The organism is Microbacterium sp. 1.5R, from assembly GCF_007667425.1.
In the GTDB taxonomy this organism is placed as follows: domain Bacteria; phylum Actinomycetota; class Actinomycetes; order Actinomycetales; family Microbacteriaceae; genus Microbacterium.
On the sequence record NZ_VDRC01000001.1, the window covers coordinates 1370834 to 1384495 of the forward strand.

General features: G+C 69.5%; 5 protein-coding genes. 3 read left to right on the top strand and 2 right to left on the bottom strand.

The window, feature by feature from the left end:
- Window positions 1–14 precede the first annotated feature (14 nt).
- Window positions 15–1424, top strand: a complete 1410-nt coding sequence (locus tag FSY98_RS06640) for an MFS transporter (RefSeq protein ID WP_144875101.1) — start codon at window positions 15–17, stop codon at window positions 1422–1424.
- A 63-nt stretch (window positions 1425–1487) separates the two neighbouring features.
- Here FSY98_RS06640 and FSY98_RS06645 read toward each other — a convergent pair whose 3' ends face one another.
- Window positions 1488–9641 carry a DUF11 domain-containing protein gene (locus tag FSY98_RS06645; protein WP_144875103.1) on the bottom strand — a complete coding sequence of 2718 codons (8154 nt, stop codon included), beginning with the start codon at window positions 9639–9641 and terminating at the stop codon, window positions 1488–1490.
- Window positions 9642–10229: 588 nt separating this feature from the next.
- The gene (locus tag FSY98_RS06650) at window positions 10230–11552 is read right to left on the bottom strand and encodes a nitrous oxide reductase family maturation protein NosD (RefSeq protein ID WP_144875105.1); all 1323 of its coding nucleotides are present in this window, start codon (window positions 11550–11552) and stop codon (window positions 10230–10232) included.
- Between the two features lie 63 nt (window positions 11553–11615).
- On the opposite strand from FSY98_RS06650, the gene FSY98_RS06655 reads away from it, so the two are divergent.
- Entirely contained in the window at window positions 11616–12755 is a 1140-nt protein-coding gene (locus FSY98_RS06655; protein WP_222119119.1) for a Dyp-type peroxidase, read from the top strand.
- The gene (locus FSY98_RS06660) at window positions 12752–13489 is read left to right on the top strand and encodes a hypothetical protein (RefSeq protein WP_144875109.1); all 738 of its coding nucleotides are present in this window, start codon (window positions 12752–12754) and stop codon (window positions 13487–13489) included. Before FSY98_RS06655 ends, FSY98_RS06660 begins: the two co-directional genes overlap by 4 nt.
- Window positions 13490–13662: the final 173 nt, after the last annotated feature.

Here is a 13662-nt window from a genome sequence, read left to right on the forward strand (position 1 = left end):
GCCAGACTGCGAGGATGAGCGAATCCCCGCAGAGCGGCGCGGTCCCGGAGCCCGCCGCCACGGCGAACAGCGGCGCAGTCGGCGTGATCGGCCTCGACCTGCGCGGTGACACCCCCGCCCCGAAGAAGCAGGTGTTCTCGTGGGCGCTGTGGGATTGGGCGACGCAGCCCTTCAACACGGTCATCCTCACGTTCATCTTCACGGCGCTGTACCTGACGACCGAGGCGTTCCTCCCGCCGGACATCGCGGCACTCGACGCGAAGGATCCGATCCGCACCGCGGCCGAAGCCGACCTCGCCTCCGGGCTCGGCCTGGGGTCGACGATCGCCGGCATCGCGATCCTGCTCATCGCCCCGGTGCTCGGGCAGCGGGCGGATGCTGCGGGTCGCCAGAAGCTGTGGCTCGGCATCGGCACCGGCGCCCTGATCGCGTGCATGCTGGGGCTGTGGTTCGTCGAACCGACGCCGACGCTGTTCTGGCTCGGGGTGGCCCTCATCTCGGCAGGGTCGGTGTTCGGCGAGATCGCCGCGGTGAACTCGAATGCGATGCTGATCGGCATCGCCAACCCGAAGACAGTCGGTCGCATCTCGGGACTGGGGTGGGGCTTCGGCTACATCGGCGGCATCATCGCCCTCGTCCTCGTCGTCGTGTTCTACATGCTGGACTGGTTCGGCCTTCCGGAGGACGGCGGGTTGCCGTTCCGCATCATCGCCGTCGGCTGCGCGATCTGGGCGATCGTCTTCTCCATCCCGATCTTCCTCAACGTGCCCGAGCCGTCACTGGGACGCCCGGAGCGCAAGGTCGGATTCTTCGCCTCGTACGCGCTGCTCGTGAAGGACGTCGCGGGGCTGTACCGCAATCCCGAGACGCGGCAGACGTTCTGGTTCCTGCTGTCGAGCGCCGTGTTCCGCGACGGACTCGGCGGCGTCTTCGCGTTCGGCGCGATCATCGCGGGCCAGGTCTTCGACTTCGGATTCCTCGAACTCGTCATCTTCGGGATCGCCGCGAACCTCATCGCCGGCGTCTCGACCATCATCGCCGGCCGCTTCGACGACCGGTACGGCCCGAAGCGGATCATCCTCGTGTCGCTCGCGTCGATGATCGTCGCCGGCCTGGCCGTCTTCTTCCTGGTGGATGCCGGGACGATCGTGTTCTGGATCGGCGGCCTCATCCTCTGCGCGTTCGTCGGCCCCGCCCAGGCGGCGGCGCGGTCGTTCCTCGCCCGGGTCACCCCGGCCGGGCGCGAGGGCGAGATCTTCGGCCTGTATGCCACGACCGGGCGGGCGGCCAGCTGGATGTCGTCCGGAGCGTGGACGCTGCTCATCGTGCTCACGGGTGCCACGGCGTTCGGGATCGTCGGGATCGTGCTCGTGCTGATCGCCGGCTTCCTGCTGCTGCTTCCGGTGAAGACGACGGCTCTCTGACCGACCTCTCGCGGAGCGGACGAGACCCCGCCCCTCTGTCGCAGGAGGGACGGGGTCGCTTCGTCAGCGGCCGGTGCGACTCGCGCGCACCCGCCGGCGGGTCACCAGCCAGCCGCCGACCAACAGCGCCAGGGCCGCCGCCGCGATGTCGCCGACGAGGATGCCACCTCCGGTGCCTGCCAAGCCGTCCGGGCCACCCGGCGTGCCGCGCGGCGGAGTGCTCGACGACCCTCCCGACGGCGGAGTCGGCGTCGGAGTCGGCGTCGGCGTTGGCGTTGGCGTCGGCGTTGGCGTTGGCGTCGGAGTCGGAGTCGGAGTCGGCGGGGCATCCGGTCCCGGGAGTGTGACGGCATCCTGCTCACTCGCCAGCGGCGTACCCGACGGGTCGGTGCCCGTCGCAATGGCCACGTTCACGAACTCGCCTGCTGCCACGTCCGCCGCGGTCACGGTGTGCGACCCGGTGCAGGTCGTCGATGCGGTCGGCGCGAGCTCGGTCACCGGGCAGACCGGCGGCGCATCGACGCGGTCGTCGGCTACGGCGATGTCACTCAGGGTCACCGACCCGGTGTTCGTCACCAGGAACTCGAACTCGAGCACCTCTCCGACGGCCGTGTAGTCGGCATCGTCGGACGACTTGTCGATGGTCAGTGCGGGCGAGGTCGCCGGACCGGCGACGGTCACGCTGTCATCCGGAGACGAGACGGGGTCACCGGAGGGCGACTCGCCTGTCGCCGACGCGATGTTCACCACCTCGCCGGCGTCGATGTCCGCCTGGGTCACCGTGTGCGAACCCGTGCAGGTCGTCGCCTCCGCAGGTGCGAGCGTCGTCACCGGGCACACCGCCGGGGCGTCGATGCGGTCGTCCACCACCGCGATGCCCGTCAGCGTCTCGTTGCCGGTGTTCGTCACGACGAATTCGTAGTCGACGACATCACCGGCTGCGGCGAATACGGCATCCGTCGACGACTTCTCCACCGTCAGCGCTGGCCCAGCATCCGGACCCGGCACCGTCGCCGTGTCCTCCGGCGACGCCGTCGGGTCGCCCGCCGGATCGGTACCGGTCGCGGTGGCGACATTGACGACCGCTCCGGCATCCACGTCGGCCTGGGTCACCGTGTGCGAACCCGTGCAGGTCACGGAACCCCTCGGAGCCAGCACGGAGATCGGACACGTGGCCGGGACATCGATCCGGTCATCGACCACGGCGACGCCGGTCAGCGTCACGTTGCCGGTGTTCGTCACGACGAATTCGTAGTCGACGACATCACCGGCTGCGGCGAATGCCGCATCCGTCGACGACTTCTCCACCGTCAGCGCTGGTGCAGCATCCGGACCCGGGACCGTCACCGTGTCTTCCGGCGACGTGGTCGACGTGCTCGACGGATCGGTACCGCTCGCGGTCGCGACGTTCACCACCTCCCCGGCATCCACTTCCTCTTGCGTCACCGTGTGCGAACCGGTGCAGGTTGTGGACTCGGTCGGAGCGAGCTCCGTCACCGGGCACTCGGCGGCGGCGTCGATCCGGTCGTCCACCACCGCGATGCCCGTGAGCGTCACATTTCCCGTGTTCGTCACGACGAATTCGTAGTCGACGACATCCCCGGCCGCGGCGGTGGTCGACGACTTCTCCAGCGTCAGCGCCGGCCCAGCATCCGGACCCGGAACCGTCACCGAATCAGAGGGCGAGCCGATCGGATCGCCCGCGGGGTTCTCCCCCGCAGCGGTCGCCACGTTGACGACCTCGCCGGCGTCCACATCGGCCTGCGTGACCGTGTGCGATCCGGTGCAGGTCGTCGCGGCCTCCGGAGCCAGAGTCGTCACGGGGCACACGGCCGGGTCGTCGATCCGATCGTCGTCGATGGCGAGGTCGGTGATCGTGACGGTGCCGATGTTCGTGACCGCGAACTCGTAGTCGACGACATCGCCGACGGCCGCGAACGCGGCATCCGTCGACGATTTCTCGAGCGAGAGGCCCGGCGCACCGACGGGTCCGGGAACCGTGACCACATCGTCCGGAGAATCGACGGGGTCGCCGGCCGGATCGGTCGCCGTCGCCGAAGCCACGTTCACGACAGCACCGGCGTCGACATCCGCCTGCGTCACCGTGTGCGAGCCGGTGCAGGTCGCCTGCCCGGTCGGGGCGAGCGTGGTCACCGGGCACACGGCAACCGCGTCGATGGCGTCGTCGGTCACGGCCACGTCCGTGACCGTGACGTTCCCGGTGTTCGTCACCAGGAACTCGTAGTCGACCACGTCTCCCACCGCCGCATAGAAGAGGTCGATCGACGACTTCTCGAGAGTGAGCGCGGGAGCCGCGTCGGGACCCGGCACGGTGACGCCGTCTTCGGGCGACGAGGTCGGGGTGCCGGACGGATCGGTCCCGGTCGCGGTCGCGACGTTCACGATCTCGCCGGCGTCCACCTCGGCCTGAGTCACGACATGCGAGCCGGTGCAGGTCGTCGACTCCTCGGGGGCCAGCGCCGTGACCGGGCACACCGCCGGAGCGTCGATGCGGTCATCGACCACGGCGATGCCGGTCAGCGTCACGTTCCCGGTATTGGTGACGACGAACTCGTACTCGACCGCCTCGCCAGGCGCGGCGAACGAGGCATCCGTCGACGACTTCTGCAGGGTGAGGCCCGGAGCGGCGTCCGGACCGGGCACGGTCACCGTGTCGTCCGGCGTCGTGACCGGCGCCCCTGTGGGATCGGATCCGGTCGCGGTGGCGGTGTTCACGACCTCGCCGGCGTCGACCTCGGCCTGAGTGACGGTGTGCGAGCCCGTGCAGGTCGTCGAGCCGAGCGGCGCGAGCTGCGTGACCGGGCAGACGGCGGCCGCATCGATGCGGTCGTCGACGACGGCGAGCGCATCGACCGTCACATTGCCGGTGTTCGTCACCAGGAACTCGTAGTCGATCACGTCGCCCGCAGCACTGAACGAGGTGTCGATCGACGACTTCTCCAGGGTGAGCCCAGGAGCAACCGCCGGGCCGGGCACGGTCACGCTGTCTTCCGGAGCGCCGACGGGGTCGCCGGCGGGGTCGGATGCCACAGCCGACGCCGTGTTCACGACCCCGCCCGCGTTGATGTCGACCTGCGTCACGACGTGCGAGCCGGTGCAGGTCGTCGCCTCGGTCGGCGCCAGTGACGTCACCGGGCAGACGGCGGCGGCATCGATCTGATCGTCGACGATCGTCACACCGGTCACCGTCACGGTGCCGGTGTTCGTCACCAGGAACTCGTAGTCGATCACGTCTCCGACGGCCGCGAATGAGCCGTCGAGCGAGGTCTTCTCGAGTGCGAGCCCCGGTGCGACCGTGGGACCGGGCACCGTCACGGTGTCCTCCGGAGCCTCGACCGGGCCGCCGGCCGGGTCGGATGCCGCAGCCGACGCGACGTTCACGATCTCCCCCGCATCGATGTCCGCCTGGGTCACCGTGTGCGAACCCGTGCAGGTGGTCGACTCGGTCGGGGCCAGCGTCGTCACCGGGCAGGCCGCAGCGGCGTCGATGCGGTCGTCGGTCACAGCGACGTCCGTCACCGTCACGTTCCCGGTGTTGGTGACCAGGAACTCGTAGTCGACTACATCGCCGACCGCGGCGAACGCGGCATCCGTCGAGGACTTCTCGATGGTCAACGCGGGAGCGGCATCGGGGCCGGGAACGGTCACCGTGTCTTCGGCCGTCGTGGCGGGCGTGCCCGCCGGGTCCACGCCCGAGGCGGTGGCCGTGTTCACGACCTCGCCCGCGTCGATGTCGGCCTGAGTCACCGTGTGCGAACCGGTGCAGGTCGTCGACTCTTCGGGTGCGAGCTCGGTCACCGGGCAGACCGCCGCCGCGTCGATGCGGTCGTCGGCGATCGCGATCTCCTCGATCGTGACATTGCCCGCGTTCGTGACGAGGAACTCGTAGTCGACGACATCGCCGACCGCCGCGTATGAGCTGTCGGTCGACGACTTCTCGAGCGTCAGCACGGGCAGCCGCAGCGTGTCGAAGCGCGCATTCGACGGCGCGGAGACGGGGTCGCCGACTCCGTCGGGGGCGGTGGCCGTCGCGCTGGCGGAGTTCAGCACGGCGCCGGCGTCGATGTCGTCCTGAGTCGCCTCGTAGTCGGCGGTGCAGGTGACGCTGTCGCCGGGCGCTACGGGACCGGCCGGGCACGAGGCCACGATCGGACCGCCGGTGCCGGTGAACGAGAGCTCCTGGATCGCGACGTCGGTCACCGTCGTCGTGCCGGTGTTGGTCACTTCGAAGGAATACGTCACGGTCTCGCCCGCGGCAGTCACGATGAAGGGGTCAGCGGTCTTGACGAGCGACAGCGACGCCGCGCGAGCGGTGGGGACCTCTTCGGTCGCCTCGTCGTCGACGGGGTCGGCGCCGCTGGTGGGAGTGCCGACGACGGATGCCGTGTTCTCGACCGTTCCCGCATCGACCTCGGCCTGCGTGACGGTCCAGTCGTCGTCGGCGGTGCAGGTGGTGGTCGCGCTCGGCGCGAGCTCGTCGACCAGGCACGTCACGTCGCCGAGCTTCGGGTCGGTGACCGCGATGTCGGTCAACGTCACATCGCCGAAGTTCGTCACCAGGAAGGAGTACGAGACGGTCTCCCCGAGGTCGGCGGCGCCGTTACCGTTCGCGTCGGCGAGCGTGCCGGTCTTCTCGAGCGTGATCGCGGGGCCCGACTGCAGCGGCTGCGTGGCCGTCGACGGGTCGGACTCGACCGGGTCGCCCGAGATCGGAGAGCCGATCGCGGTCGCGGTGTTCTCGACCGCACCGGCATCCATGTCGGCGGGCGTGATCGTGTAACTGCCGGTGCACGTGACTGTTGCGGCTGGCTGCAGCGTGCCCGGCGGGCACACCGCGTCGGTGATGAGCGGGTCGTCGATAGCGACCGTCGCAAGGGGCAGCGAGCCGGTGTTCTCGACCTCGAAGGCGTAGGCGATCACGTCACCCGCGTTGATGCGGTTGTTGCCGTCGACGTCGGTCGTGCCCGCGATCGACTTGACCAGGGTGAGTTCCGGAGTTGCGGCGGACACGCTGGCCGTGTCGGTGTCCGTCGCCGTCTGGCCGAAGAAATCCTCGACGTCCACGGTCGCCGTGTTCGTGACGCCGGTCGCTCCGGGCTCGACGACGGCTCGGTACGTGAGCCATGACACCGCGTCCGGTTGGATGAAGATGGTCCACGTGGGCGGGAAGTCGAAGGGGTCGCCGTCTGACACCGCGACGGAACCGGGGACGTAAGCGAGCCCGGGCGTGAGATCGTCGGTCACCGTGAAGAACGCGGTCGTCGGACCCGTGTTCGTCACCCGGATGCGGAAGACCGCGGTGCCACCGTCGGCGACCGTGGTGGAGTCGGCCCAGTTCGCGTCGCTCTCGGGATCGCACCCGGCCGGATCCGCGAGCACGCAGATGTCTTTCTCGAGATCGACGGACGGCGTCACGACCTGCACGGTCGAATCCGATGAGCGCACGGGGAGGGCGAGCTGCGACGCATCGACGCGGGCGTTGAACCGGTTCGACAGCTGGTCGCCATTGACGGCGTCTTGGATCCCGAGACTCAGGTCGATGCTGAGGGTGCTCTGCGCCGGCAGGATGCCGGGCGCGTCGCCGGCGAACCTCAGGGCCGTGACCTGTTCGATGGAGGGACAACCCGGCGCGTCTGCGGTGACGTCCTCCAGGGTGCAGGCCCAGACGCCCGAGCCAGGGGCTGTATAGCCCACATCTCCCGGATTTCTCGGGTCGGCGAATCCATCGACCGTGCCGTCGGCTGCGTCCAGCGCGGCGGGTGACGCCGAACTCACGTAGGTCGTGAGCGCGACGGGAAGGCTGAAGGCGGCGGCGATCGAGCTGAACTCGCCGCTGAAGATCGTCGGGGGCGTGCGTCCGTCCCCGTTCGCCGGCAGCACGTCGATCACGTCGAGATGATTCAGGACCGTCGCCGTGTTGTTGCGCAGCACGAGCGAGTAGGACGCCGTTCCATTCGCGCCGGCCAGCGGCTCTGCCGCGGTCTTGCTCGCGAGCACGGTCGACGGCGCATCCACGATGACGGTCGCCGTCGAGGTCTGGGGGGTGGAATTCGCCGAGGGTGCAGCCGAGATCGTGGCGCTGTTGACGTACGGAGTGCCGTTCGGAGTGTCGACGGTCGTGAGCGCCGCGAACGACAGCTGCGGCAGCGTGGCACCCGCGGGCGTCGGGCCGAAGGTCCAGCGCACGCCGTGGATCGGCGGGATCACGTCAGACACCCAATCGCTCCCGTCGCACACGCTGCAGTACTCGACGCGGATCACACCCGCCGGCTGGGTGACGGAGCCGGGCGCGATCGTGAGCCGTGGCTCGTTCGCGGGCAGGATGTCCGTGACGACGAGCCCGTCGACCGGGGACGGGGGCGTCCCGTTGTTCGGGATCTGCAGCGTCGGCTGCAGATTGAAGCGGATCGTGTTTCCTGCCGTGTAGTGGTTGCCCGTGCCCGGCGACTGCTCGGGCGCGGTCTTGGTCACACCGAGCAGCCCGAGCGTCCAGGTGAGCACGTCCTGAGCACGCGAGAGCCGAGCGCCGTCGACCGTCTGCACGCCGCGGTTGACCAGATCGTTGCCGTTGTAGGCCGAGGGTCCGACGACGCGCATCGGCACGCGGAGGGAATGCGCGACGTTCGCGGCAGGGTTCGCCCAGCGGATGCGAATGCGGTCGATGCCGGAGCGGAAGCCGTCGATGGTGAGCCCGCCGCCAAGAGCCGGGTCGGTGCGATCCGCGCTCCAATAGGCATCGCCGTTCGCGCAGTTCGCATTCTCGAGTTGAGTGCGGGTCGCCGGGTAGACAGCCGGGGCGCCGTACTCGATGACGTAGGCGGGAAGCGATCCGGAACCTACGGCGGGTGTTGGGAGGCCGCCGAGTTCGTAGGCCGTGTGATCGAAGACGTCGCACTGCAGGAGCTCTGCGGGCACGAGGTTCTGCACGGTGCCGTTCAGCACCGCCGCCACCCGTGTGCCGTTCGTCGCCCGGCGATCGAATCCGCTCGAACCGTAGCTCTTTCCGAAGATCGTGCCCGTGGGAACGGTGACGGTACCGGTCAAGACGTTGTTCGCCAGTGGCTCGATGCCACCGCCGAAGTTCGACGTTCCGTTGACCCCTGTGGGATCGAATCCGGTGTAGCGCATTGTGTACGGGAAGCTTCCGTCATCGGCGGTACCGGGGATGCCATCCGCTCCCGCGGCGATGACCGAGTTCGGGATGGTGATCACCGTGGCACGCGATATCGCTGCCCGACTGTAGTTTGTCGGGAAGTGATTCAACGAGGTGTCGGCGCCGGTGATCACGATCTGGCCGTCGGGGGTGCAGGAGATCGCGCCCGAGTTGGTCACGCCGTTCGGGGTGCCGCCGCTCGTATTCGGGCCGCGGAACGTGGTCTGCACGCCATTGCACGCCTGGATGCTGGAGAACGCCGGCATCCCGGTGAGGTCGTGCTGCAGAGTGATGGTGTTACCCAGCGACATGACGCCGCGGAGCGAATCGCCGTTGGCCGCCGACGGGAAGGGTCGCTCGAGGTTCACCCGCCAATAGAAGGTGAGCGTCGTCCCGGGCTCTGGTCCGTTGGGTCCGACGACCGACGGCACTGCCCCCTGCAGGACGTTGCTGAGCGCGAAGTCGAAGTAGGGCACGGTGTCGCGCGAGATGGTGACGTTCGCCACGTTCGACACCAGCGGCGCCGCCGGCCCGTCGTCGTCGAGGGTGAACTGCACCGGACGCACCGTGCCGTCGACGTTGACGGCCGCGGTCGGCGATACCAGCGCGGTCGGAGTGATCCGCGACGAGACTCCCGAGGTCGTCGTCGGAAGGTTGCACGTCAGGATGGTCGCAGCACCATTGGGCCCCGCCGTGATCGCCGATCCCGCGCGAGAACATTCCGTGGGCACGCTGACCCACGACATCCCGGCGGGCAGCTCACTGCGGATCACCGGGTTGGTCGCGCCGCCGCCGTCGAACGAGTACTGGAAGTTGTACTGGACGGTGTCGTTCGTGCGCACGACGCCGTTCGTCGCGCCGGCATCGACGCCTCCGCCCGTCGTCGCCTCGAACGGCGGGGTGCCGTCGGCGAGCAATCCGGCCGAGACGGCGGAGGGCGCTGCGGCAGCCGGCTGGGCGACGAGCACGGTCCCGACGGCGAGTATGCCGACGGCGACGACCGAGACGAAGCGGCGGAACAGGGAGGGTCGTGTCTGCGACATGGCGTGACCAGCTCTCGAAGCGACGGAAGTGAGCCGTCAGGGGTACGTGAGGATCCTCGATCCACCAGGAGACCAGGGGATCCACGAGGAGATGTGAGGCCCCCTCGTCGAGAGAAAGAGGTGGGGAGGTGCGCCGAGGGGGTCTCACGGTGTGGTGGTGCGGGTACGACGAGAGGAGGTGCGGGGCCTACCGGGAACGGAGGGTCCGAGAGGGATCACTGGTGTCGCGTCGCGATGATGCTAAATGGGGTGGGATGGGGACGACGCCGACCGTGGTCGGACGTCGGGGTCGTGAGTGAGGGCTCACGTTCTGGGGTGCCGACATCGGAGTGCTGCTACGGGTGCTGCGACTGCGATGTGAGGGAAAAGTAGCGCCCAGGGCGCGCCGCCGGATGGTCTCAGAGCAAACAGTGCGCGAGACGGACAATGCCCGCAGAGCCGGTCGTCGAAACCGCCGAACTCACCGGAATGGTGTTATTCCGGGCCTTTTCTGCTCGTATTACGGCGGAGATCACACTTTTTCGCCCGCTATCGCCTATCCGTTCTCGGCAGTGAGGTCACCGGTCCGGACCACGGCGACGGGATCGTTCACCAGGCGATGTCGGCCCTGTCGGCGAGCAGCGTCGCATCGGGAACCGGCGCCACGTCGGCCCCCGGCGACGGCACGGCTGCGGCGCCGCCCCACGGCTCGGCCGGCGCGTCGAGGGGGCCGAGATCGGGCTGCTTCGGGGGCGCGGCGACGTCGGGGAACGGGATTCCGGGCGGGGACGCCGAGGTCGGGATGCTGCCTGCCTCCAGGTCGCGCGGGGCGGAGCACGGCGACACCGTCGCGAGGTCGGCGGGCGACGTCGCCGTGAGCACGTTGCCCTCCCAGCAGTTCCCGCTGGCTGCGCCGCGTGAGCCAGGGGCGTACACGGCATCCACACCGTTCGTCTCGAACACGTTGTCGGTGATCCGATTGTCGATCGGAGCGAGGTCCTCGGCCGAGGTCACGATGAGACCGGCTACGGGGTTCGCCGCGATCCGATTCGCGCGCACCTCGTTCGCCGTCCCGCCGGCGATGCCGACCCCGATGCCGAAGCCGCCTTCTGCCTGCTCAGGTGTGTCCTCCTGAGCGTTCGCGGCGACGAGATTCCCCACGAAGGCGGCGCCCGCCTGCGGCAGATACGCCTCCTGGTAGTCGGAGTTGATCGTCGCGCCCACCCGGTTCCCGACGAAACGGTTGCCGACGACCTGCAGGTCACCGCCGGCGTTCGCGATCTCGAACCCGACCGCGTTGCGCTCGGCGACGTTGCCGCTGACGACGATGTTGCAGCCCTGGCACTGCCCGACGTAGATCCCGGAATCCGCCCCGCCCGAGGCGTACGAGTCCGTGATCACCCCGTTCGATGCGTTGAAGGCGTAGATGCCGTAGAGCCCGTTGTTCGAGGCGGTGACATGGTCGACCCGGAATCCGTCGAGCAGCGGGAAGTCGGCGGAGTCGAGCGCCTGATAGCCGTCGTGTCCGCCGACCGCTGTCCCCTCGTCGTCGCGCATGCCGGTCACCAGCACGCCGTTCTGCGTCGCGTTGCGGACGGTCAGGTTCTGCACCGTGACCCGTGCCGCCGAGACAACGACGCCGTTGCCGCGGACGACGTCGCCGTCGATGATGACCCCGTTGCGGTCGGCACCGCGAAGAGTCACGCCGGGGGTGTCGATCGCGACCGTCTCGCGGTAGACGCCGGCGGCGACGAGCACCGTGTCGCCGTCGCGGGCCTCGGCCACGGCCTCCGAGATCGTGGCGTGATCGCCGGGTACCTCGATGAGCGCCGGCGGCCGATCCTCGCTGCGATCGGGTGTGGCGGCGGCCGTGCATCCGGCGAGGAGAAGCGCCGCTGACGCAAGCAGCACCGCGGCCAGTCGTGTGCGCATCGCATCATGATAGGGCCGTCACGAGGGCGAGCACCGCCGGATGTCGGGTCTATCATCATCCTCGTGTCGCCCGACCAGAGCCGGATCTCCCGGCGGACTCTGCTCCGCTCCGGGGGGCTCGCCGTGCTCGGCACGGCGCTCGTCGGCTGCGCTCCCGACGCACCGGCACCCGTCGTCACCGACGACGCCGAGGTGTCGCGAGTCCCGCCGGAGGGTGAGCGCCAGGCGGGGATCGCCTCGCCGTCCGCCGTGCAGTCGCAGCTGCTCGTCGCCGTCTTCGACCTCGACGGCGAGGCCGCCCCACTCCTCGCCGCGGTGGGCGAGACGATCGTCGCCCTCGCATCCGGACGGCATCCGGGGCTCGCCGGAATCGAGCCGGGCGACCTGACTGTGACGGTGGGTGTGGGCCATCGCCTGGCCTCAGCGGTGCTGCCTGACGGTCCAGGGAGCGCGGCACTGGATGCGTATCCGCGTGAAGACGTCGACGAGCGGCACCGCCACGGCGACGTGGTTGTTCAGATCTGCGCGTCCGACCCGCTCGTCCCGCCCCTCGCCATGACCGCTCTGCTCGACGACCACCCCGCTCTCGGGGAACGGTGGCGTCAGCGAGGCGCGCGTGGCCCGTCGGTGGCGGTGCGCGACGGCCACACCGCACCACGCAATGTGCTCGGCTTCGTCGACGGCATCGCCGCTCCGGTCACCCCCGACGAGCTGGCGGAGTCCGTGTGGATCCCTGACGGGCCCGCCGCGGGCGGAAGCATCATGGTCGTCCGCCGCATGGAGATCGACCTGACGACATTCCGGCGGCTGCCGATCGCCGCGCAGGAGGCTGTCATCGGCCGCAGGCGCGACGACAGCGCACCGCTCTCCGGCGGTGACATCTCCGACGACGTGAACCTCCAGGCGAAGGCGCCAGACGGCGCGTACCTCATCCCGGTCGACGCGCACGTGCGGCGAGCGCATCCGCGGCCGGCGGGGGTGCCGCTGATGCTGCGCCGCTCTTACTCGACGGACGACCCGCTCGGCCTGCTCTTCGTCAGCTACCAGGCGGAACTCCGCACGTTCACGCAGACCATGGAGCGCATGTCCGAGTCCGACGCCCTGCTCGACCTCACGACCACGACCGCCGCCGGAGCGTTCCTCGCCCTCCCGGGCTTCGACGCGCAGCATCCGCTGGGGTCCACGATCTTCGGAGCATCGTGACGACGAGACGGTGGATCGCGCTGGGAGTGGCGGTCGTGGTCGTGGTGGCGCTCGCGACGTGGGCCTTCCTGGCGTTGAAGCCCTCGGGTGGGCAGCCGCCGACGCCCTCCCCCACCGCACCGGCCGCTCGCTCGTTGACCGGCGAGGAGGCGGAGCGGCTCGCCGTCGCCCGGTTCCTCGCCTACCAGGACGGGAGCCGCGAGTTCACCGTCGAGGTGCCGTCCGCCGAGGGGTCCATCGGCGTGCACGGCCGCGTCGACTACCGCGGCGAGGTCGGCATCGCGGCGGCGGTCCTGGCCGGCGAGAACGCGGTGATCTCCTGGGACGCCGACACCCTGGTGGGCTGGGTCGGGGAAGGCGACGGCACGACCGTTCCCGCCGACCCGCCGGACCTTCCGGGTGTCGCGCGGCCACTGGACCCCGCGGTGTCGACGCTCGACGCCGCACTGAAACTGCTCTCGAGTCTCGGTCTCGATCGGCCGGACAACGCACAGCTGCTGCAGACGTCCGACGCGCAATGGCTGCGGGGGGACGACGTCGACGGCGTCGCGGTCGACGTGTTCGCCGGCCCCTCCGATCCCGATACCGGCGTGGGCGCCGGCACGACCCGCCTCTGGGTCGACGGCGACGGCATCCTCCGCCGCTTCGAGGCGGATCTGCCCTCCGGAACGATCACCCTCGACTTCGACCAGGAGGCGTACGCCACGGTGCCGCGCGCCCCCGAGCTCGGATGAATTGCGTTTTTCGGATCATCCGGATTGACCCCGCCTGAGCACTCGGGTAGAACCGATTCATTCAGGCGACGTGACCCCGGTCTGCGGATTCTGGCCGATCTTGAGGGAGATCGCTACTGAGCGAAGACGGCATTATACCGATATGCCGCGCGAGTTCCGCATCAGAAAGCGCT